We start from the raw sequence: 25,485 nt of genomic DNA, 5'->3' as shown, positions 1-25,485 counted from the left end.
GGTCTACAACGTATGGGGCAAGTTCCACATGGCGAATGAAGAACGGCTTCGGGACTACCTCAAGTGGGTCACCGCGGACCTGCATGAGACCCGTCGGCGCCTGCAGGAGCTGGAGTCGCAGCAGCAGGAGCCGGTCGCAATCGTCGGGATGAGCTGCCGCTTCCCCGGGGGTGTGAGCTCGCCGGAGGAATTCTGGCGACTGCTGCACGGTGGAGAAGACGCCATCTCCGAGTGGCCGCAGGACCGTGGCTGGGATGCCGACGCGTTGTACGACCCGGAGGCCGAGGGGTCGGGCACGAGCTATTCGTGCAAGGGCGGTTTCGTCTACGAGGCCACCGAATTCGACCCCGGCTTCTTCGGGATCTCGCCGCGCGAAGCGCTCGCGATGGACCCGCAGCAGCGACTGCTACTCGAAGCCTCCTGGGAGGCCTTCGAAGGCGCCGGAATCGATCCCCTCGGGCTGCGGGGAAGCCGCAGCGGCATTTTCGTCGGGGCCAGCGGCCAGGAATACGGCGCCGGCCTTCGCGACATTCCCGACGATGTCCGCGGTCATCTGCTGACCGGCAACTCGACCTCGGTCGTGTCGGGTCGTGTCGCCTACACGCTGGGGCTGGAGGGCCCCGCGGTGACCGTCGACACGGCCTGCTCCTCCTCCCTCGTCGCGCTGCATCTGGCGTCACAGGCCCTCCGGTCCGGCGAGTGCACGCTCGCCCTGGCGGGCGGGGTGACCGTGATGGCCACGCCGGGCGCGTTCATCGAGTTCAGCCGGCAGCGCGGCCTGGCCGCCGACGGCCGGTGCAAGGCATTCGCGGAGTCCGCGGACGGCACGGGGTGGGCTGAGGGCGTCGGCATGCTGGTGCTGGAGCGCCTCTCGGACGCCCGACGGAACGGCCACCGGGTGCTGGCGGTCGTCCGCGGCACCGCCGTGAACCAGGACGGTGCCTCCAACGGTCTGACCGCGCCGAACGGCCCCTCGCAGCAGCGGGTGATCCGCCAGGCGCTCGGGGCGGCCGGCCTGTCGCCCTCCGACGTGGATGCGGTCGAGGCACACGGCACGGGGACGTCCCTCGGCGACCCGATCGAGGCGCAGGCGCTGCTTGCGACGTACGGTCAGGACCGGGCCGAGGACCGGCCGTTGTGGCTCGGTTCGGTGAAGTCGAACATCGGGCACACGCAGGCGGCCGCGGGTGCGGCCGGTGTCATCAAGATGGTGCTGGCGCTCCAGCACGGCGTGCTGCCGCAGACCCTGCATGCCGAGGAGCCGTCGTCGCATGTGGACTGGTCGGCGGGCAATGTGCGGCTGCTCACCGAGGCCGTCGGATGGCCGGAGAACGATCGGCCGGGGCGGGCGGCGGTCTCCGCCTTCGGCGTCAGCGGAACCAACGCGCACGCGGTGCTGGAACAGGCACCGGAGGCGGAGCCCGCACCCGAAGAAGACCAGAAGGACGACGCCGCCGCATCCGTGCGGCTGCCGGTGGTGCCGTGGGTGCTCTCGGCCCGCACGGACGACGCCCTCCGCGAGCAGGCCGGCAGGCTGCTCTCCCACCTCGACGCCCATCCCGGGCACGACATCCGCGACCTCGCCCGCTCGCTCGCCTCGACGCGTGCCGCACTGGAGAACCGCGCCGCCGTCCTCGGCAGCAGCAGCGCGGAACTCGTCGCGGGACTGCACACCCTCGCGCGTGGCGAGCACGCCGAAAACATCGTGCGGGGGACGGACCGTCCCGGCACGAAGACGGCCTTTCTGTTCACGGGCCAGGGCGCGCAACGTGTGGGAATGGGCCGGGAGTTGTACGACTCCTTCCCGGTCTTCGCCGCTGCGTTTGACGCCGTCTGTGCGCACTTCGACGGGGAGCTGGCCTCGCCTCTGCGGGATGTGGTGTTCGGCGACGACGCGGAGCGTCTGAACCGGACGGGGTTCACGCAGCCGGCGTTGTTCGCGGTAGAGGTGGCGCTGTTCCGGTTGGTGGAGTCGTTCGGTGTGCGGGCTGACTTCCTGGTGGGGCATTCCATTGGTGAGTTGGTGGCTGCGCATGTGGCGGGGGCGCTGTCGCTGGAGGATGCCTGCCGTCTGGTGGCGGCTCGTGGCCGGTTGATGCAGGCGCTTCCGGCGGGTGGCGCGATGGTCGCGCTGCAGGCTACCGAGGGTGAGGTGTTGCCGCTGCTGGCGGGCCAGGAGCAGCGGGTGAGCATCGCTGCGGTGAACGGTCCGCAGTCGGTTGTGGTCTCCGGCGAGGAGTCCGCGGTGGCGGCCGTCGCCGACCGCTTCGAGTCCGACGGTCGGAAGGTGAAGCGGCTCCGGGTCAGCCATGCCTTCCATTCGCCGCTGATGGAGCCGATGCTCGACGAGTTCCGTAGGGTCGCGGAGAGCCTGACATTCGAGGAGCCCCGCATCCCGGTGGTCTCGAACGTCACCGGCACGCTCGCCACGCCGCAGGAGTTGACCTCCCCCGCCTACTGGGTGCGGCACGTCCGTGAGGCGGTCCGCTTCGCCGACGGCATCCGCTGGATGACGGAGCACAGCGTCGCCCGGTTCCTCGAAATCGGGCCCGACGGTACGCTCACCGCGATGGCTCAGGCGTGTGGGGACGGCTCCGAGCAGGTGGCGGTCCCCGCACTGCGGAAGGACCGGGCTGAGGCACAGCACGTGGTGACGGCCCTTGCGCAGCTGCACGCTCACGGCGCGGTACTCGACTGGGCCGCGCTGCTGCCCGGGACCCGGCCCGTCGAACTGCCGACGTATCCCTTTCAGCGTCAGCGCTACTGGCTGGCGGCGACCGGGACTGCGGCCGAGCACGGCGCGGCACACGCGCTCGACGGAGCCGACGCCGAACTCTGGGACGCCATCGAGCGCGGAGACGCGGCGGCGCTGGCCGGGGAACTCGCGATTTCCGGTGATGCCCCGTGGGATGAGGCGCGGACCGTGCTGTCGTCGTGGCGGCGGCAGCGGCGTGAGCGCTCCGTGGTGGACGGCTGGCGGTACCGGGTGGAGTGGAAGCCGCTCGCCGCGCAGTCGGGCGGGGTGCCTGAGGGCCGTTGGATCGCGGTGCTGGCAGCCGGGGACGCGTACGCCGAGGCCGTGGTGGAGGGGCTGGCGGCGTGTGGTGTCCGGGTCGAGCGGGTGGAGTGTGCCGCGAGGGAGACGGACCGGGGGCTGCTCGCCGCGCGGGTGCGTGCGGCGGCCGGTGAGGAGCCGGTCTCGGGCGTGCTGGCGGTCGGATCCGCGGACGCGGTGCGGACCGCGGTCCTGGTGCAGGCGCTGGGGGACGCCGGCGTCGGCGGGCGACTGTGGGTGGTGACGCAGGGGGCCGTCGCGATCGGTCGGTCGGAGGATGGACCGGACCCGGTGCAGGCGGCGGCATGGGGCGTGGGCCGGGTGGCGGCGCTGGAGTACCCGGACCGTTGGGGCGGTCTGGTGGATCTGCCGGAGGCCGTGGACCGCAGGGCGCTCGACCGCCTGGCCGCGGTGCTCGCGCACGGCGCTGAGGACCAGGTGGCGGTACGGCCCTCCGGCGTGTTCGGGCGCAGGCTGGCGCACGCCACGGTCCCCGCCGGCGACGACACGGCCGACGGCTGGCAGCCGCACGGGACGGTGCTCATCACGGGCGGCACGGGCGCGCTGGGCGCCCGCGTGGCGCGCTGGGTGGCGGAACGCGGCGCTGAGCACGTGGTTCTGACGAGCCGTCGTGGCCCGGCGGCTCCCGGGGCGTCCGAGCTGGAGGCGGAGCTGTCCGCCCTCGGCGTGCGGGTGACCGTGGCGGCCTGCGATGTCACGGACCCCGACGCCGTCGAGGCACTGCTCACCGAGCACCCCGTGGACGCCGTCTTCCACGCCGCCGCGGTACTCGAGGACGGCGTACTCGACTCCCTCACCCCCGAACGGTTCGCCGCCGTCATGCAGGCCAAGGCCACCTCGGCCCTGAACCTGCACGAGTCGACCCGCGGCCGTGACCTGTCGGCCTTCGTCCTGTTCTCGTCCTTCGCGGGCACCATCGGCGCCGCCGGACAGGCCAACTACGCAGCCGCCAACGCCTACTTGGACGCCCTGGCCGAGCGGCGAGCGGCCGACGGCCTGCCCGCGACCTCCCTCGCCTGGGGGCCGTGGGGCGAGAGCGGTATGGCGAGCGACGAGGCGATGGCCGAGCGCATGCGCCGGGGCGGAGTGTCCCCGCTGCGGCCGGACCTCGCCGTCGACGCCATGGCGCACGCGATCCGCTCCCGGACACCCGGCCTGGTGATCGCCGACATCACCTGGGCGGACTTCCGTTCCGCCTTCGCCACGGTGCGCCCGAGCCCGCTGATCGGCGATCTTCCGGAAATCCGTACCGCGGTCGAGCTCGCCGCTGGGAACGAAGACGACGACCGCCAGTCCGACCTGCACCGGCAGCTCGCGGGACGGGAGCCGGCCGAGCAGGAACGCGTACTCACCGATCTCGTCCGGTCGTACGCCGCCGGAGTGCTGCATTACGCGGGACCCGGCGAGGTGCCGCCGAACCGGCCCTTCCGGGACCTCGGGGTCGACTCGTTGATCGCCGTGGAACTGCGGAACGCACTCAGCCTGGCCTGCGGCATCACACTGAGCGCGACGGTGGTCTTCGACTACCCGACGCCGACGGAACTGGCCGGCTTCCTGCGCACCCGGATCGCACCGGCGCATGCGGACGCCGAGCAGGCGGTGGCCCCCTCCGCAGTCGACGGAGACCCGCTCGTCATCGTGGGGATGAGCTGCCGCTTCCCCGGCGGCGTCGACTCCCCGGAGGCCTTCTGGCAACTGCTGTCGGACGGCGCGGACGCCGTCGGCGCATTCCCGGCCGACCGCGGCTGGGACCTGACGTCGGTCTACGACCCCGACCCGGACCACTCGGGAACCACCTACGTCAACGTCGGTGGCTTCCTGAAAAACGTGGACCGCTTCGAACCGGCCTTCTTCGGCATGAGCCCCCGGGAAGCGGTCGCCACCGATCCGCAGCAGCGGCTGCTGCTCGAAGTGTCCTGGGAGGCGCTGGAGCGCGCCGGCATCGATCCGCACTCCGTGCGCGGCAGCCGGGCGGGCGTCTTCATAGGCACCAACGGCCAGGACTATCCCGCGCTCCTGGCCCATTCCCCGGACGACTTCGACGGCTACATCGGCACCGGGAACGCCGCGAGCGTGGTCTCCGGACGAGTCGCCTACACGCTCGGCCTCGAAGGCCCGGCCGTGACCGTGGACACGGCGTGCTCGTCGTCCCTGGTGGCGCTGCACTGGGCGGCGCAGGCCCTGCGCTCCGGCGAGTGCGACATGGCGCTGGTGGGCGGCGTGACGGTGATGTCCACGCCCGGAGCGTTCGTGGAGTTCAGCCGGCAGCGCGGACTCGCCCCGGACGGACGGTGCAAGGCATTCGCCGCGGACGCCGACGGCACCGGCTGGGGCGAGGGCGTCGGGATGCTGCTCGTGGAGCGGCTGTCGGACGCCCGGCGCAACGGCCACCGGGTACTGGCCGTCGTGGCGGGATCCGCGGTGAACCAGGACGGTGCATCGAACGGTCTGACGGCGCCCAACGGCCCTTCCCAGCAGCGGGTGATCCGGCAGGCACTGGCGAGCGCCGGCCTGACCCCCTCGGACGTGGACGCGGTCGAGGCGCACGGCACGGGAACGGCCCTCGGCGACCCCATCGAGGCACAGGCCCTTCTCGCCACCTACGGCCAGGACCGTGAGGCGGACCGGCCGCTGTGGCTGGGCTCGGTCAAGTCGAACATCGGACACACCCAGGCAGCCGCGGGCGTCGCCGGTGTCATCAAAATGGTGCTGGCACTCCAGCACGGCGTGCTCCCGCGCACTCTGCACGTGGACGCGCCCTCGCCCCACGTGGACTGGTCGGAGGGCAACGTACGGCTCCTCACGGAGCCCGTCGCCTGGCCGCTCGACGACGAAGCGGCGGGCCGTGTCTGCCGGGCAGGTGTGTCCTCGTTCGGCATCAGCGGCACCAACGCACATGTGGTCCTGGAAAGCGCCCCCGAACCGCCGGCCACCGCCGACGCCCTCCAGGCCGCCGCGCCGGAACGCCCGTCCCTCACACCGCTGGTGCTCTCGGCACGCACCGAGGCCGCCCTCCGCGCACAGGCGGCTCGCCTGCGCACGGCGTATGAGGACAACCCCGCACTGGACCTGGCGGATGTGGGCTTCTCCCTCGCCACGACCCGCTCCCTGCGCTTCGACCACCGTGCGGTGGTCCTGGCGGACGACCCGGCCTCGGCAGTCCACCGCCTGACCGCGCTCGCCGAAGACCACAGGACCCCCGGCCCCGGCGTCATTCGTGGCTCCCAGGCAGACGGCCCGCTGGCCCTGCTCTTCGCGGGCCAGGGCGCGCAGCGGCTGGGCATGGGCCGGGAGTTGTACGACTCCTTCCCGGTGTTCGCGGACGCGTTTGACGCGGTGTGCGCGCACTTCGAGGGCGAGTGGGAGTCGTCGCTTCGGGGTGTGGTGTTCGGTGAGGATGCGGAGGCGCTGAATCGGACGGGGTTCACTCAGCCGGCGTTGTTCGCGGTGGAGGTGGCGCTGTTCCGGTTGGTGGAGTCGTTCGGTGTGCGGCCGGACTTCCTGGTGGGTCATTCCATTGGTGAGTTGGTGGCCGCGCATGTGGCGGGGGTGTTGTCGCTGGAGGATGCGTGCCGGCTGGTGGCGGCTCGTGGTCGGTTGATGGAGGCGTTGCCGGCGGGCGGGGCGATGGTGTCGCTTCAGGCGTCGGAAGCCGAGGTGTTGCCGCTGCTGGAAGGGCTTGAGCAGCGGGTGAGTGTCGCTGCGGTGAATGGTCCGCAGGCGGTCGTGGTTTCTGGCGAGGAGTCGGCGGTTGCCGAGATTGCCGGGCGTTTTGAGTCCGAGGGTCGGAAGGTGAAGCGGCTGCGGGTCAGTCATGCCTTCCATTCGCCGCTGATGGAGCCGATGCTGGACGAGTTCCGGGCGGTCGCGGAGAGCTTGGCCTACGCCGAGCCGCGTATCCCGGTGGTTTCGAATGTGACCGGTGAACTCGCCGCGGCGGAGGAGTTGGCCTCTCCCGACTACTGGGTGCGGCATGTGCGTGAGGCTGTTCGTTTCGCTGATGGTGTGCGGTGGTTGGAGCAGCAGGGGGTGTCCCGGTTCCTGGAGATCGGGCCGGACGGCACCCTGACCGCCATGGCGCAGGCGTGTGCGGACAGCCCGGACCCGCTTTTGATGCCCGCGTTGCGGAAGGACCGCTCGGAGACGGAAGCCGTGCTGACCGCTGTGTCGCATGTGTTTGTGCTGGGCACGGAGGTGGACTGGGGTACGTGCTTCCCGGTCGCCCGGCGGGTGGATCTGCCGACGTACGCGTTCCAGCGTGAGCGTTTCTGGCCGACGCCTGCACCTGCCGCCGACCCGACCGAGGGCTGGCGGTATCGGGTGGAGTGGAAGCCGTTGGTGGTGCAGTCGGGTGGGGTGCTGGGTGGTCGTTGGCTTGCGGTGGTGGGTGCGGGTGAGGTGTGGTCCGAGGCTGTGGTGGAGGGGTTGGCGGCGTGTGGTGTGACGGTGGAGCGGGTGGAGTGTGTCGCGGGGGAGGTGGATCGCGGGCTGTTGGCTGAGCGGGTGCGTGAGGTGGCTGGTGAGGAGCCGGTTGCCGGTGTGCTGGTGGTGGACTGCGCTGATGTGGCGCGTAGTGCTGTGATGGTGCAGGCGCTGGGGGCTGCGGGTGTTGGTGGGCGTGTGTGGTGGGTGACGCGGGGGGCTGTCGCGGTGGGTCGGTCGGATGGTGGTCCGGATCCGGTGGGTGCGGCGGTGTGGGGTTTGGGTCGGGTGGCTGCTTTGGAGCTGCCGGATCGTTGGGGTGGTCTGGTGGATCTTCCGGAGGCCGTGGACGGCGGGGTGCTTGACCGGCTGGTCGAGGTGCTCGCGCACGGCGCTGAGGATCAGGTGGCGGTGCGGGCTTCGGGTGTGTTCGGGCGGAGGCTGGGGCATGCGCCGGCTCCTGCTGGGGGCAGCAGTGTCGACGGTTGGCGGCCGCGGGGAACGGTGCTGATCACCGGTGGTACTGGCGCGCTGGGTGCTCGTGTGGCGCGTTGGGTGGCCGAGCGGGGTGCGGAGCATGTGGTGCTGACCAGTCGTCGTGGCTTGGAGGCTCCTGGTGCGGTGGAGCTGGAGGCGGAGCTGTCCGGGCTGGGTGTCCAGGTAACCGTGGCGGCCTGCGACGTCGCGGATCGCAGCGCGGTTGAGGAGCTGCTGTCGGGGTGTGCCGTAGATGCCGTCGTTCACGCGGCGGGTGTGGTGGATTCTGTGCCGTTGGGGGACGTGGATGCGGAGCACTTCGCTGAGGTGATGGGGGCGAAGGTCGGCGGTGCGGTGGTGCTGGATGAGGCGTTGCGGGATCGGGCGTTGGATGCGTTTGTGGTGTTCTCGTCGATCGCTGGTGTGTGGGGCAGTGGTGGTCAGGCGGCGTATGCGGCGGGGAATGCGTTTGTCGAGGGGTTGGTGGAGGCGCGGCGTGCGCGGGGTGTGGTGGGTTGTTCGGTGGCGTGGGGTCCGTGGGGTGGCGGCGGGATGGCCGGCACGGAGGGTGCGGAGGAGCATCTGCTGCGGCGTGGGCTGAGGGCGCTGGATCCGGCTCTCGCGGTGTCGGCTCTGGAGTCGGTGGTGGGTGCGGGTGAGGGTTCGGTGGTGGTGGCGGATGTGGCGTGGGAGCGCTTTGCTCCGGCGTTCACCGGTGCCCGTCCGAGTCCGTTGCTGGAGGACTTGCCGGAGGTGCGGGCGGTGTTGGCTGCCGGCGCCGGTGGTGAGGGTTCTGGCGCTGGTGTGGTGCGGGAGCGTTTGTCGGGGCTGTCGGTTGTGGAGCGGGAGCGGGCGCTGCTGGAGTTGGTGCGTACGCATGCCGCGGCGGTCCTCGGTTACCACAAGCCTGCTGACCTCGAAACCGGCGTCACCTTCCGGGACTTGGGCTTCGACTCGCTCACCGCGGTCGAGCTGCGCAACGGGCTGAACGCCGAGACCGGCCTTCGACTCCCCGCCACTCTGGTCTTCGACTATCCGACGCCGAGCGACCTGGCCCGTTTCCTGGACGATGAGTTGTTCGGGACCGGGACGGACCTGGCGGCCAGTCTGCCGGCGCTGGCGTCCACCTCGGACGATCCGGTGGTCATCGTCGGCATGAGCTGCCGGCTTCCTGGTGGGGTGGCCGGCCCCGAGGACCTGTGGCGGCTGGTGGCCGGCGCCGAAGACGCGATCTCCGGCTTCCCGACGGACCGTGGCTGGGACCTCGATTCCCTCTTCGGGAACGACGCCGACCAGGCAGGTGCGAGCCGAACGCGCGCCGGCGGCTTCCTGCGCGACGCCGCCCAGTTCGATCCGGCATTCTTCGGTATCAGCCCACGGGAAGCGGTCGCGATCGACCCGCAGCAGCGGCTGCTGCTGGAGATCTCCTGGGAAGCCCTGGAACGCTCCGGCGTCAGCCCCACGTCGGTCAAGGGCAGCCGTACCGGCGTGTTCGTCGGTGCCAGCGCTTCGGGCTACGGCGCAGGGCTGCGGGAGGCGCCGGAAGGGCTCGGCGGTCACTTGCTCACCGGAAGCTCGGGCGCTGTGGTGTCGGGCCGGGTGTCGTATGCGCTGGGCCTCGAGGGGCCGGCGGTCACGGTCGACACCGCGTGTTCCTCGTCGCTGGTCGCCCTGCACCTGGCCGCGCAGTCTCTGCGTTCGGGGGAATGCGACCTCGCCCTGGCCGGTGGTGTGACGGTCATGGGCAACCCCGGAGCCTTCGTCGAGTTCAGTCTTCAGGGCGGCCTTGCTGCTGATGGCCGGTGCAAGGCGTTCTCGGACGCTGCGGATGGCACCGGCTGGGCTGAGGGCGCTGGTGTGCTGGTGGTGGAGCGGCTGTCGGATGCCCGGCGCAAGGGTCATCGGGTGTTGGCCGTGGTGCGTGGCAGTGCGGTGAATCAGGATGGTGCGTCGAATGGTTTGACGGCGCCGAATGGTCCGTCGCAGCAGCGGGTGATCCGCCAGGCGCTGGCGGGCGCGGGGCTGTCGCCGTCGGATGTGGATGTGGTCGAGGCACACGGCACGGGGACGTCCCTCGGCGACCCGATCGAGGCGCAGGCGCTGCTTGCGACGTACGGTCAGGACCGGGACGGTGACCGGCCGTTGTGGCTGGGTTCGGTGAAGTCGAACATCGGGCACACGCAGGCGGCCGCGGGTGCGGCCGGTGTCATCAAGATGGTGTTGGCGTTGCAGCACGGCATTCTGCCCCAGACCCTGCATGCCGAGGAACCTTCCTCGCACGTGGACTGGTCCGCGGGCAATGTGCGGCTGCTCACCGAGGCCGTCGGATGGCCGGAGAGTGGCCGACCGGGGCGTGCGGCGGTCTCCGCCTTTGGCGTCAGCGGGACCAATGCGCACGTGGTCATCGAGCAGGCTCCGGTGGAGGAGGGCTCGGAAGCCGGACCGTTGGATGTGCTCGGCGGTGTGGTGCCGTGGGTGGTGTCCGCGCGGAGTCGGGAGGGGTTGCGGGCACAGGCGCAGCGGTTGTTGGCGCATGTGGAGGCCCGGCCTGAACTCGGCCCGTCGGAGGTGGGGTTCGCCCTGGCCACGACACGTTCGGCGTTTGAACACCGGGCTGTCGTTCTCGGCTCCGAGCGCACGGAACTCCTTGCAGGTCTCACCGCTATGGCAGAGGGAACTGCTGCGGTCAACGCCGTAACGGGTGCGGTGGACACCGGAGGCCGGCTGGCTCTGCTGTTCACCGGGCAGGGTGCGCAGCGGCTGGGGATGGGTCGGGAGCTGTATGACGCGTTCCCGGTCTTCGCCGATGCTTTTGACGCCGTCTGTGCGTACTTTGACGGGGAGTTGGTGACTCCGTTGCGGGATGTGGTGTTCGGTGAGGACGCGGAGCGTCTGAACCAGACCGGGTTCACCCAGCCGGCGTTGTTCGCCATCGAGGTGGCGCTGTTCCAGCTGGTGGAGTCCTTCGGCGTCCGGCCCGACTTCCTGGTGGGTCATTCCATCGGTGAGTTGGTGGCCGCGCATGTGGCGGGGGTGCTGTCGCTGGAGGATGCCTGCCGGCTGGTTGCTGCCCGTGGCCGCTTGATGCAGGCGCTCCCGGACGGCGGCGCGATGGTAGCGCTGCAGGCCACCGAGGATGAGGTGTTGCCGCTGCTGGAGGGCCAGGAGCAGCGGGTGAGTATCGCCGCGGTGAACGGTCCGCGGTCGGTCGTGGTCTCCGGTGAGGAGTCGGCAGTGGCGGCCATCGCCGGGCGCTTCGAGTCCGACGGCCGGAAGGTGAAGCGGCTCAAGGTGAGCCATGCTTTCCATTCCCCGCTGATGGAGCCGATGCTCGACGAGTTCCGCACCGTCGCCGAAAGCGTGACGTACGCCGAGCCCCGTATCCCGGTGGTTTCGAACCTGACCGGCACGCTCGCCACGCCGCAGGAGCTGACGTCCCCCGACTACTGGGTGCGACACGTCCGTGAGGCGGTCCGCTTCGCCGACGGCATCCGCTGGCTGGCGGACCACGAGGTCACCCGGTTCATGGAGATCGGGCCGGACGGCACCCTGACCGCCATGGCACAGGGCTGCCTCGACAGTGATGTGGACGCGGATCTGGATGCGGACCAGGTCCTCATCCCCACCCTGCGTGGCGACGACCGCGGCGAGATATCCGCGGTACTGTCCGCCGCCGGGCGCGCATTCGCCCACGGCATCACCATCAACTGGCAGACTTTCTTCCCGGCCACAGCCACTGCCACCGCCACAGCCACAGCCACCGAAAGCACCACCGACGCCGCACCCGCTCCCACCCCCGTCGACCTCCCCACCTACGCCTTCCAGCACCAGCGCTACTGGCTGGAGATTCCGTCCACCACCGCGGATGCCTCGTCGATCGGCCTGGCTGCGGCCGGGCACCCGCTCCTCGGTGCGGCGGTGTCCCTGGCCGGTGGCCATGAGGTCGTGCTGACCGGGCGGCTCTCGCCCCGCACACAGCCGTGGCTTGCCGAGCACCGTATTGCCGGCGCGATCGTCGTCCCCAGCACCGCGCTCCTGGAACTGGCAGTGCGCGCAGGGGATGAGGTCGGTTGCTCCCACGTCAGGGAACTCGCCCTCGAGGCACCGCTGGTGCTCGCCGAGGACGGTGCGGTGCAGTTGCAGCTCCGCATCGAGGACCCGGACGCGTCCGGAGACCGGGCGCTCGGTGTGTACGCGCGTCCCGCGGCGGCCTCGGCCGATGCGCCGTGGACGCGGCATGCGAGCGGTGTCCTGGCGGAGAGCGGCCCGTCGGAAACCTTCGACTTCGCTGCGTGGCCGCCGGCCGGCGCGGAGCCCGTGGACATCGACGACCTGTACGACGGGCTGGCGGCGGCCGGCTTCGACTACGGTTCGGCCTTCCGCGGCGTGCGGGCCGTTTGGCGGGGCGCCGACGGACTGTACGCCGAGGCCGAACTGCCGGAGTCCGCTGCGGCCGAGGAATTCGCCCTCCATCCCGCGCTGTTGGACGCGGCGCTCCATCCGCTCGGCCTCGGTCTGCTGGACGGTGTGGCGACAGAAGCCGTGCTGTTCGCGTGGAGTGGCGCCTCGCTGCAGGCGACCGGCGCGACCGCACTGCGGATCCGGCTGGCCCGCCGCGGGCCCGACGAGGTGTCCTTCCAGGCCGCCGACGGCACCGGGCAGCCGGTGATCGCGGTCGAGTCGATGCTGATGCGCAAGACCGGTGAGCTGCGGAACGACCGGACGCCGTCGCTGCCGGCTTCGCTGCTGCGTCTCGACTGGGCACCGATCGCCGTGGAACGGGCCGGGGAGTCGGACATCGGCGAGGACGCGGCAGCGGACGCCGATGTGCCGCGGCTGACCGTAGTGGGGAGCGACCCGCTGGGCCTGGCCGGGACACTGGGCACACACGCCGCCGAGGCTGTGGAGGCGGCCGCCGACTCCACGTCGGCTGGGACGGCCGCGACGACGGGCACGGTGCTCGTGACCGGTGTCACCACCGTGGCCGAAGCGCGCACCACCCTCAGCGCGTTCAGCGAACGGCTGGGGCAGGAGTCGGCGCCGGCCCGTCTGGTGTTCGCCACCCGAGGCGCCATCGCCCTCGGTGTGGAGGCACCGGACGCGGAGGCCGCCGCCCTCTGGGAAGAGCTTCGCGTGGTCCAGGCCGACTACCCGGGCCGGATCGTGCTCGTGGACGTCGATGACGACCTCGATTCCCACCGTGTGCTGCCGGCCGCGCTCGCCACGGACGAGTCCGAGCTCGCTGTCCGCAGGGGCGAGGTGTCGGCCGCGCGGCTGGTCAGGTGCGCATCGAGCGCCGCCACTGCCCTGGACGTGGAGCCCGGAGGAACGGTCCTGGTCACCGGCCCGTTCGCCGAACAGGTCGCCGCTGCCCTCGAATCCCAGGCAGACGTGCAGACCGTGGCCTACCCGGACCCGGACCCGGACCCGGACCAGGGCGGGGACGGAGCCGGAAACCAGGACGCGGCAGCGTACGCGGACGCCAGCCAGAATCCACACAGCCTGCAAGCAGCGATAGTCGCGGCCCAGGCAACCGGACGCCCGCTCAGCGCCCTCGTGCACACCGCCGACCTCGGCCGGAGCCGCGACGTCGAGACGGCTCGCGCCCTCGATGAGCTGACGCGCCGCACCGGCGCGGACGGCGCCCCGTCCGCGCTCATCCTCCTCGGCATCGGCGGCCCGGCCGGCGCTGCGTCGGGCGGGCAACTGGCCGCGCTCGCCCACCGCCGGGCCGGCGCCGGCCTGCCGGTTCTGGCACTGCTCCCGCCGTCCGGCGCCGCCCCGGGGCTGTCCGCGGTGTCGGTGGAGGAGACCGCGGCGCTGCTGGGCGCCGCCCAGGCCACGGGCCGGACGGTGCTGCGTCCCGCGCGGGTGGACCGCGCCGCGCTGCGCGGCTCCGCGGGCCCGCTGCCGGCCGTCCTCAGCGCGTTGGCACAGGGCTCCGGGCGACGGATCGCCACACGTGAGCAGGCCACCGCGGCCTCCGGCCTGGCGCGCCGGCTCGCGGGGAAGGGTGCGGCCGAACGCGGCCGCGCGCTGCTCACCGTCGTCCGTACCCAGGTCGCCCACGTCCTCGGCTATGCCGGCCCGGACGAGGTGGAGCCCTCCCGGAGCTTCACCGACCTCGGGTTCACCTCCCTCACCGCCGTCGAGCTGCGCAATCAGCTCAGGGCGGCGACGGGCATGGCACTGCCCGCCACGCTGGTCTTCGACTACCCGACCCCGGTGGGGCTCGCCCGCTACCTTGACGCGGAACTCACCGGAGAGACAGGTGACTTGGCGCCCGTAGCGTCCGGTGCGCCCGTCGACAACGACCCCATCGTCATCGTCGGGATGAGCTGCCGCTACCCGGGCGGCATCCGTACGCCCGAGGAGCTGTGGGAGCTGGTCGCCGCGGGTGGCGACGGCATCTCCCCGTTCCCCGCCGACCGGGGCTGGGACCTCGCCGGCCTGTACCACCCGGACCCGGACCACCCGGGCACCTGCTACACCCGCGAAGGCGGCTTCCTGCACGACGCCAGCCACTTCGACCCGGGCTTCTTCGGCATCAGCCCCCGCGAGGCGCTGTCGATGGACCCGCAGCAGCGGCTGCTCCTCGAAGCGTCGTGGGAGGCCCTGGAGCGCTCCGGAATCGATCCCGCGGCCGCCCGCGGCACCCTCACCGGTGTCTTCGCGGGCGTCACCTACCAGGACTACATCGGCATCCTCGGCGGAGCGCAGGAGAGCTTCGAGGGATATGTCGGCACCGGGAACTCGCCCAGCGTGCTGTCCGGGCGGATCGCCTACACCCTCGGCCTCGAAGGGCCGGCGGTCAGCGTCGACACCGCCTGCTCCTCGTCCCTGGTCGCCCTGCATCTGGCCGTCCAGTCGCTCCGTCAGGGCGAGTGCGATCTCGCGCTCGCGGGCGGTGTGACGGTGATGTCCACCCCCGGCTCGCTCATCGAGTTCAGCCGGCAGCGGGCGCTCGCCGAGGACGGCCGCTGCAAGCCGTTCTCGGCCGACGCCGACGGCGCGAGCTGGGCCGAGGGCGTCGGCATGGTGGCCGTCGAGCGGCTGTCCGACGCGCGGCGCAACGGGCATCCCGTCCTGGCCGTCATCCGCGGCAGCGCCCTCAACCAGGACGGCGCCTCCAACGGTCTCACCGCCCCCAACGGCCCCTCCCAGCAGCGCGTCATCCGCCGGGCACTGGCCGCCGCCGGTCTCGGCCCCCAGCAGGTCGACGCCGTCGAGGCGCACGGCACCGGGACCACCCTCGGCGACCCCATCGAGGCCCAGGCCCTGATCGCGGCCTACGGCCAGGACCGCGACGAGGACCGGCCGCTGTGGCTCGGCTCGCTGAAGTCGAACATCGGACACAGCCAGGCCGCCGCCGGCGTGGGCGGCGTCATCAAGATGGTGATGGCGCTGCGCAACGGGCTGCTGCCCAGGACGCTGCACGCCGAGGAGCCCAGCCCGCACGTCGACTGGACGGCAGGCCATGTACGACTGCTCAACGAGGCCGTCACCTGGCCGGACGCGGACGAGCCCCGCCGGGCCGGCGTCTCCTCGTTCGGGATGAGCGGTACCAACGCACACGTCATCGTCGAGGAGGCGCCCCGGCATCCGGCCCGGCCAGGCACCCCGGCGGTGTCCGCGCTGCCCGTCGTGCCGGTGCCCCTGTCGGCGCGCAGCGCGGAGGCGCTGCGCGACCAGGCCGCACGGCTGCGCTCCCACCTGCTCGCCCGGCCCGCCGAGTGCGACCTGGCCGGCCTCGGCTTCTCGCTCGCCACGACACGGTCCGCCTTCGAGCACCGGGCGGTGCTCGTCGCGGCCGACCGGGAGGACCTCGATCGCGGCCTGCGCGAGATCGCCGAGGGCGCGATGGTCTCCGACGTGCCCCGCGGCATCGCCCGCGACGGCAGCGCCCGCCCCGTCCTGGTCTTCCCCGGCCAGGGCAGCCAGTGGGCCGGCATGGCACGCGAACTGCTCGACACCGCACCGGTGTTCGCCGACCGACTGGCCGCCTGCGAACGCGCCCTCGCCCCCTTCGTCGACTGGTCGCTGACGGCCGTCCTGCGCGGCGACGCCGACGCAGCCGACCTCGAACGGGTCGACGTCATCCAGCCCGCACTGTGGGCCGTCATGGTCTCGCTCGCCGAGCTGTGGCGCTCCTACGGAGTCGAGCCCGACGCGGTCGTCGGACACAGCCAGGGGGAGATCGCCGCCGCCTGTGTCGCCGGGGCACTGACTCTGGACGACGGCGCGCGGGTGGTGGCCCTGCGCAGCCGGGCGCTGACCGCCGTCACGGGAAGCGGCGGCATGATGTCCGTCCAGCTGCCCGCGGACGCGGTGCGTGCGCGCATCGAGCCGTGGGGCGAGCGGCTGTCCGTCGCCGCCGTGAACGGCCCCGCCTCCGTCGTGGTCTCCGGTGCCGCGGACGCGCTCGACGAGCTGTTCGCCGCACTGACCGCGGACGGTGTGCGAGCCCGCAAGGTGTCCGTCGACTACGGCTCCCACTCGGCGCAGGTCGAGCCGGTACGGGACCGGGTCCTCGACGCCCTCGACGGCATCCGCCCGGCCGAGGCCGCCATCCCGTTCTTCTCCACCGTCACCGGCCAGTGGCAGGACACCACCGGCCTCGACCCCGACTACTGGTACACCAACCTGCGGCAGACCGTACGGTTCGAGGACGCCATCCGCGGCCTGGTGGCCGCCGGACACCGTGCCTTCATCGAGGTCAGCCCGCACCCCGTGTTGTCCGGCGGGATCCGCGACTGCGTGGACGCGCTCGGCACGGACGCCGCCGTGCTCGGCACCCTGCGCCGGGACGAGGGCGGCCTCGGCCGGCTCCTCACCTCCCTCGCCGAAGCACACGCACAGGGCGTGGCCGTCGACTGGAGCACCGTCTTCGCCGGCACCGGCGCACCCCGCGTCGACCTGCCGACCTACGCCTTCCAGCGTGCGCGGTACTGGCCCCAGGCACGCGAACTGACCGCCGCCGACGCCCAGGACGGGCCGCTGTCCGACGCTGTCGAAGCGAAGTTCTGGGAGAGCGTCGAGAAGGAAGACCTCCAGGCGCTGACCGACACGCTCCACCTGGACGGCAATCAGCCGCTGAGCGCCGTACTGCCCGCGCTCTCCTCGTGGCGCAGGAACAGCCGCGAGAAGTCCACCGTCGACAGCTGGCGCTACACCGTGCGCTGGTCACCGCTCGCCGAGCGCAGCGCCGCCGCCCTGCACGGCACCTGGCTGCTGGTGGGCCCCGCACCGGCCTCGGACGACGCCGCCGGGCGGGTCGCCGCCGTACAGGACGCCCTCACCGCACACGGCGCCCGGGTACGCCTCGTCGGCCTGACGCCCGAGGACGGCGGCAGCCGCGAGCGGACCGGCGCCCGGCTGCGCGAGGCGCTCGGAGACGACGACCTCACCGGAGTCCTGTCGCTGCTCCCGCTCGACGAGCACGCCCACCCCGACCACCCCGCCGTGCCCGTCGGGCTGTCCGCGACCCTGTCCCTGGTCCAGGCACTCGGCGACCTCGGCATCGGCGCGCCCCTGTGGTGCGGGACCCGTGGGGCGGTCGCCATCGGCCGCTCCGAGTCCGTCACCCACGCCTACCAGGCCCTGGTCTGGGGGATGGGCCGGGTCGCCGCGCTGGAGCACTCCGACCGCTGGGGCGGCCTCATCGACCTGCCCGAGACGCTCGACAAGCGGGCCGCCGACCGCCTCTGCGCCCTGCTCGCCGACCCGGACGGCGAGGACCAGATCGCCCTGCGCGGCTCCGGCGCCTACGGCCGCCGCCTGGCCCGCGCCCCGCTGGCCGGCACACCGCCGCAGCGCACCTGGCGCCCGCGCGGCACCGTCCTCGTCACCGGCGGCACCGGCGCCGTCGGCGGCCACATCGCCCGCTGGCTGGCCCGCGAAGGCGCCGAGCACCTGCTGCTCACCAGCCGCCGCGGCGCCGACGCCCCGGGCGCGGCGCAACTCGAAGCCGAACTCACCGCGCTCGGCTCCCGCGTCACCTTCGCCGCCTGCGACGTCGCCGACCGCGACGCGCTGCGCGACCTGCTGGCAGCCGTCCCCGAGCAGTACCCGCTCGACGCGGTGATGCATGTCGCGGGCTCCCTCGACGACGGTGTGATCGACTCCCTCGACCCCGGCCGCATGGACACCGTGCTGCGCGCCAAGGTCACCGCGGCGCTCAACCTCCACGAGCTGACCCGGGACCGGGACCTGTCCGCCTTCGTGCTCTTCTCCTCCACCTCCGGCACCATCAGCGGCCCGGGCCTGGGCAACTACGCCCCCGGAAACGCCTTCCTCGACGCCCTCGCCGACCGGCGCCGCGCCGAAGGGCTGCCCGCCACCGCCGTCGCCTGGGGCCACTGGTCCGGAGACGGCATGGGTGAGGGCGCCGTCGGCGACCGGCTCCGGCGCTACGGCGTGTACGACATGCAGCCCGAACTGGCCTGCGGCGCACTCCGGCAGGCCCTCGACCACGACGAGTCCTACGTCTCCGTTACCGACCTCGGCTGGGACAAGTTCACCCCCGCCTTCACCGCCCCCCGGCCCAGCGCCCTGCTGCGCGACCTCCCGGACGCCCGGCGCGTCCTGGAGACGGCGCAGGACAGCGACGACACCGGATCCGACGCCGCCAAGCTGCTCCAGCACCTCGCCGGCCTCTCCGGGGCCGATCGGGCCGCCATGGTCCTGGACGTCGTCCGCAGCTATGTCGCCACCGTGCTCGGCTACGCCGGACCCTCCGCGGTCGACCCCGAACGGGCCTTCAGCGACCTCGGGTTCGACTCGCTCAGCGCCGTCGAGCTGCGCAACGGCATGAACGGCATCACCGGACTGCGGCTGCCCGCGACCCTCGTCTTCGACTACCCCACCTGCGCGGTACTCGCCGACTTCCTGCTCACCGAACTGTCCGACACGGCAGCCCAGGACGGGTCCGCGCCGGCGCCGGCCGCCGTGACGGCAGGACAGGCGGGGCACGACGAACCGGTGGCGATTGTGTCGATGAGTTGTCGGTTCCCCGGTGGGGTGGGGTCGCCGGAGGAGTTGTGGGGGTTGTTGGTTGAGGGTGGGGATGGTGTGGTGCCGTTCCCGGTGGATCGTGGGTGGGATGTTGAGGCGTTGTATGACCCTGAGCCGGGTGTGCCGGGGAAGGTGTCGACGCGTGAGGGTGGGTTTTTGCCGGGGGTTGATGGTTTCGATCCTGGGTTTTTCGGGATTTCGCCGCGTGAGGCGGTGGCGATGGATCCGCAGCAGCGTTTGTTGTTGGAGGCGTCGTGGGAGGCGTTTGAGCGGGCGGGGATTGTTCCTGGGTCGTTGCGTGGTTCGCGTACGGGGGTGTTTGCGGGGACGAATGGTCAGGATTACACGGGGTTGTTGGTGGCGTCGGGTGAGGAGGATTTGGGGGGTTATATCGGTACGGGTAATGCGGCGAGTGTGGTGTCGGGGCGGTTGTCGTACACGTTTGGTCTTGAGGGTCCTGCGGTGACGGTGGATACGGCGTGTTCGGCGTCGTTGGTGGCGTTGCATTTGGCGGTGCAGTCGTTGCGTGCGGGTGAGTGTGATTTGGCGTTGGCGGGTGGTGTGACGGTGATGTCGACGCCGGGGTTGTTTGTGGATTTCAGTCGGCAGCGGGGGTTGGCTGCTGATGGGCGGTGCAAGGCGTTTTCGGATGCTGCGGATGGTGCGGGGTTTTCTGAGGGTGTGGGTGTGTTGGTGGTGGAGCGGTTGTCGGATGCGCGGCGTCATGGTCATCGGGTGTTGGCTGTGGTGGCTGGTTCTGCGGTGAATCAGGATGGTGCGTCGAATGGTTTGACGGCGCCGAATGGTCCGTCGCAGCAGCGGGTGATCCGGCAGGCGCTGGCGGGTGCGGGGCTGTCGCCGTCGGATGTGGATGTGGTCGAGGCGCATGGCACGGGGACGTCGTTGGGTGATCCGATCGAGGCGCAGGCGTTGCTTGCGACGTACGGGCAGGATCGGGGCGGGGCGGGGCCGTTGTGGCTGGGTTCGGTGAAGTCGAACATCGGGCACACGCAGGCGGCTGCGGGTGTGGCGGGTGTCATCAAGATGGTGTTGGCGTTGCAGCACGGCGTGCTGCCCCAGACGCTGCATGTTGATGCGCCGTCGTCGCATGTGGACTGGTCGGCGGGCGACGTGCGGTTGCTGACGGAGTCGGTGCAGTGGCCGGAGACGGGCCGGCCGCGCCGCGCCGGTGTGTCGTCCTTCGGCATCAGCGGCACCAACGCCCACACCATCCTGGAGGAAGCCCCGTCCGAGAACGCCACCTCTGCCGCGGACATCGACCCTGCCGAGGGCATCGACCCGGCCGAGGACGTCCGGGCGGCAGCGGAGACCTCTCCCGCCCCCTGGGTGATCACCGGTAAAACCAGGTCCGCCCTCCGCGCGCAGGCCGCCCGGCTGCTCGCACACGTGGAGACCTTCCCGGCCCTGCGCACCGCCGACGTGGGACTGTCGCTGGCCACCACCCGGTCGGTCATGGAACACCGTGCCGTGGTCCTCGGGACGGACCGGGACGAGCTGCTCCGCGGTCTGGCCGCCGTAGCGGCCGACGAAACCGCGCCGAACGCCCTCACCGGCACGGCAAAGGCTGACGGCCGGCTGGCACTGCTGTTCACGGGACAGGGCGCACAACGTCTCGGAATGGGCCGGGAGTTGTACGACGCGTTCCCGGCATTCGCGGACGCCTTCGACTCCGTCTGCGCCCACTTCGACAGCGAATTGGCATCCCCGCTGCGGGGTGTGGTCTTCGGTGACGAGGCTGATGGGCATGCCGAGGGGAATGCCGAGGCGCTGAACCAGACCGGTTTCACCCAGCCGGCGTTGTTCGCGACAGAGGTGGCGCTGTTCCGGCTGGTGGAATCGTTCGGAGTGCGGCCCGACTATCTGGTGGGACATTCCATCGGCGAATTGGCGGCCGCGCATGTAGCGGGCGTGTTGTCGCTGGAGGACGCCTGCCGTCTGGTCGCTGCCCGCGGCCGGTTGATGCAGGCACTCCCGGCGGGTGGCGCGATGGTCGCCCTTCAGGCCACCGAGGACGAGGTGGTGCCGCTGCTGGAGGGCCAGGAGCAGCGGGTGAGTATTGCCGCGGTGAACGGCCCCAAGTCGACCGTGATCGCCGGTGAACAATCCGCGGTGGCGGAGATCGCCGGGCATTTCGAGTCCGCGGGGAGGAAGGTGAAGCGGCTCCAGGTGAGTCACGCCTTCCATTCCCCGCTGATGGAGCCGATGCTCGACGAGTTCCGCACCGTCGCGGAAAGCGTGTCCTACGAGGAACCCCGTATCCCGGTGGTCTCGAATGTCACCGGCACGCTCGCCACGGCCGAAGAACTGACCTCCCCCGACTACTGGGTGCGGCACGTCCGCGGTGCCGTCCGCTTCGCCGACGGCGTCCGGTGGCTGGCGGAGCACGAGGTCACCCGGTTCCTGGAGATCGGTCCGGACGGCACCCTGACCGCCATGGCGCAGGGCTGCCTCGACGGCGACACGGACGCGGACCACCTCCTCGTCCCCGCCCTCCGCAAGGACCGTCCCGAGGCGACCGGACTGCTCACCGCCCTCGCCCAGGTGTTCACCGCCGGGACGCCGCTGACCTGGGAGGCCGCCTTCACGGACGGCGACGCCCGGCGCGTCGGTCTGCCGACCTACGCGTTCCAGCGGCACCGCTACTGGCCCAAGCCGCCCGTCCTGCCGACCGGCGACATCAGCTCGGCAGGACTCGGCTCGGCGGACCACCCCCTGCTCGGCGCGGCCGTCGAGGTGGCCGGTTCGGACTCCTTCCTCTTCACCGGGAGGCTGTCGCTGCACACCCACCCGTGGCTCGGCGACCACGCGGTGACCGGGACCGTCCTGTTCCCCGGCACCGGCTTCCTCGAGCTGGCCGTCCGCGCCGCCGACGAGGTGGGCTGCGACCGCGTGGACGAGTTCACCATCGCGGCGCCGCTCGTCCTGCCCGAGCGCGGCGCGGTGCAGCTGCAGCTCGCGGTGGAGCCGCCGGACGAGTCCGGACGGCGGACGCTGAACCTGTACTCGCGGCCGGAGGACGAGCTCGCCGAGCAGCCGTGGGTACTCAACGCCAGCGGCGTGGTGTCCACCGGAGCGACCGCGGACCAGGGCGAGCCGTACGACTTCACGGTCTGGCCGCCGCGCGACGCGGACGCCACCTCGGTCGACGACTTCTACGGCCGTTTCGCCGAGGCCGGCTTCGCCTACGGTCCCGTCTTCCGCGGACTGAAGGCCGTCTGGCAGCGGGGCGACGAGATCTTCGCCGAGGTCGGACTGCCGGAGGAGCACGACGGGCTGGCCGGCGCGTTCGGGCTGCATCCCGCGCTGCTCGACTCCGCGCTGCACGCGATGATGTTCGTGTCCATGGAGGATGTCGGCCGCGGCCGGCTGCCCTTCTCCTGGAACGGCGTCTCTCTGCGGGCCGCCGGCGCCAGCGCCCTGCGCGTCCGTCTGGTGCAGTCCGGGCCCGAGGCGGTCTCCCTCGAACTGGCCGACCCCGCGGGCGGCGCGGTCGCCTCCATCGAGTCCTTGACGCTCCGTCAGGTCTCCGGTGAGCAGGTGAGCGGTGGCGCGGCCCACCACGACGCGCTGTTCCAGGTGGACTGGAACACCGTGCCGATGCCCACCGCGCAGCCGGACGAGCAGTGGGCGGTCGTCGGGGACATGGCTCTGGCCGTGGCCCTGGACGGCGCCGGCGTACGGGTGGAGGCTACGGACAGCCTGAGCGAGCTCGCCGACGAGGTGCCCCCCGTGGTGCTCGTCAGCTCCACCAGTACGGACCCGTCCGACGCGGCCGCGGGGGCGCACACCGCCGCCCACGACACGCTCGCACTGCTCCAGACGTGGCTGGCCGACGACCGCTTCGCCGCCTCCCGGCTGGTCATCCTCACGCACGGCGCCATGAGCACCTCGGACGCGGACCACCCGGACCCGGCGCAGGCCGCCGTCTGGGGCCTGGTGCGGGCCGCCGGGGTCGAGAACCCGGGCCGGTTCACGCTCCTCGACCTCGACGGCACGGCGGCCTCGGCCGCGGCCGTGCCCGGCGCGCTCGCGAGCGGAGAGCCCGAGACCGCAGTACGGGCGGGAGCGCTGCACGTACCGCGGCTGGCCCGGGTCGCGTCCACGGAGGCGCTGCGCCGGCCCGACGCGGACGGGGACGCCTGGCGGCTCGACATCGCCGACAAGGGCACCCTGGACAACCTGCTCCTGACCGCATGCCCGGACGCGGCAGCCGAGTTGGAGGCCGGACAGGTACGCATCGGGGTGCGTGCGGGAGGCGTCAACTTCCGCGATGTGCTCAACGCGCTGGGGATGTACCCCGGTGAGGCCGGCGCACTCGGCAGTGAGGGCGCCGGGGTGGTGCTGGAGGTCGGTCCCGGAGTACAGGACCTGCAACCGGGTGACCGGGTGATGGGCATGTTCTTCGGCGCCTTCGGGCCCCTCGCGGTGGCCGACCGCCGGCTGCTGGCCCGCATACCCGAGGGCTGGTCGTTCGCACAGGCCGCCTCCGTTCCCGTCGTGTTCCTGACGGCGTACTACGCGCTGGTGGAACTCGGCGAGGTGCAGGCGGGCGAGTCGGTGCTGGTGCATGCCGCCGCGGGCGGTGTGGGGATGGCCGCGGTGCAGCTTGCCCGGCACCTGGGCGCCGAGGTGTTCGGCACCGCGAGCCCGGGGAAGTGGGAGACGCTTAGGTCGTCGGGTCTGGACGACGCGCATATCGCGTCCTCGCGTGAGCTGGACTTCGAGCCGTCCTTCCTCGCCGAGACCGGTGGCCGGGGTGTGGATGTGGTGCTGGACTCCCTGGCGCGGGAGTTCGTGGACGCCTCGCTGCGGCTGCTGCCGCGCGGCGGTCGGTTCCTGGAGATGGGCAAGACCGACGTCCGTGACCCGCAGGAGGTCGCGGCCGCGCACGAGGGCGTGCGCTACCGGGCGTTCGACCTCTGGGAGGCCGGGCCCGAGCGGATCGGGGAGATGCTGACCGCGCTCCTCGACCTCTTCGAGCGGGGCGCCTTGCGGCCCCTGCCCGTGACGGCCTGGGACGTACGCCGAGCGCCGGAGGCCTTCCGGTACCTCAGCCAGGCCCGGCACATCGGCAAGGTCGTCCTGACCGTGCCGGCTCCCCTCGATCCGCAGGGCACGGCACTGGTGACCGGTGGCACCGGCGGGCTGGGCGCGCTGGTGGCCCGGCATCTGGTGACCGAGCACGGAGTGCGCCACCTCCTCCTGGCCAGCCGGCGCGGCGCGCAGGCTCCCGGCGTCGACGCACTGCGCGACGAACTCGCCGCCCTCGGCGCCGAGGTCACCGTCGCCGCCTGCGACAGCGCCGACCGCGAGGCCCTGCGCGGACTCCTGGACTCCGTGCCCGAGCAGCACCCGCTCACCGCGGTCGTGCACACGGCCGGGGTGCTCGACGACGGCATCCTGTCCTCGCTGACACCACAGCGGCTGGACACGGTGCTCGCGCCGAAGGTGGACGCGGTGAGCAACCTGCACGAGCTGACCCGGCACGAGGATCTGGCGGCGTTCGTCGTCTTCTCCTCGGTGGCGGGGACGTTCGGCAGCGCCGGGCAGGCCAACTACGCGGCCGCGAACGCCTTCGTGGACGCGCTGGCCTGCCGGCGCGGTGGACTGGGCCTCCCCGCACAGTCGCTGGCGTGGGGCGCCTGGGCTCCCGGCGTCGGCATGACAGGCGAGCTCAGCGAGGTCGATCTGCAGCGGATGGCCCGCGGCGGCATGCTCGCGCTCACCCCGGAACAGGGGCTCGGCCTGCTCGACACCGCGCGGGACCTGGCCCGGCCGCTGCTGCTGCCGATGAACCTCGACACGGCGCCGCTGCGCGCCCACCCCGAGGCCGTACCGCCGCTGCTGCGCGGCCTGGTCCGGGCACCCGCCCGCCGCCAGACCGCGACCGCCGCCGCGGCGAAGGGAGCGGAAGCGGCGCAGGATCTCGCAGCACGACTGGCCGCACTGCCTCCGGCGGACCGCGAACAGTATCTGCTCGACCTGGTCTGCACTCAGGTGGCCCTCGTCCTCGGGCACGGATCCGCCGAGGACATCGAACCCGACCAGGCCTTCAAGGAACTGGGCTTCGACTCGCTGACGGCGGTGGAACTCCGCAACCACCTCAACGCGGCGACGCAGCTCAGGCTGCCCGCCACCCTCGTCTTCGACTACCCGACGCCGCTCGTCCTGGTCCGCCATGTCCTGGACGAGATCGACCTGCCCGAGATCTCGGGTGCGCAGCCGATCCTCGGCGAGCTCACCCGGCTGGAGGCGGCACTGGCCGGGGCCACGGTCGGAGACGAGGAACGGGCCGAGATCGCCGACCGGCTGCGGGCCCTGGCCGCGCACTGGCAGGGCGACGGCAAGCAGGAGCAAGGCGCGGATCCGTACGCGAAAACCGATGGGGACGACGGCGAACTGGCATCGGCATCGACCGCCGGCGAACTGTTCGACCTCATCGACAAGGAACTGGGAACGTCGTGACCGGACGCGGG

The 25,485-nt window shown here is 72.0% G+C and carries 1 protein-coding gene; it reads left to right on the top strand.

Annotation, left to right across the window (positions count from 1 at the left end):
- The first annotated feature begins 28 nt into the window (after window positions 1-28).
- Window positions 29-25,474 carry a type I polyketide synthase gene (locus tag OIU81_RS00620; RefSeq protein WP_329141951.1) on the top strand — a complete coding sequence of 8,482 codons (25,446 nt, stop codon included), beginning with the start codon at window positions 29-31 and terminating at the stop codon, window positions 25,472-25,474.
- Window positions 25,475-25,485 lie beyond the last annotated feature (11 nt).

The organism is Streptomyces sp. NBC_01454, assembly GCF_036227565.1.
Classification (GTDB): Bacteria; Actinomycetota; Actinomycetes; order Streptomycetales; family Streptomycetaceae; genus Streptomyces.
The sequence above is the reverse complement of the archived record's forward strand: the minus strand, read 5'-3'. Positions and strand labels throughout refer to the sequence as shown.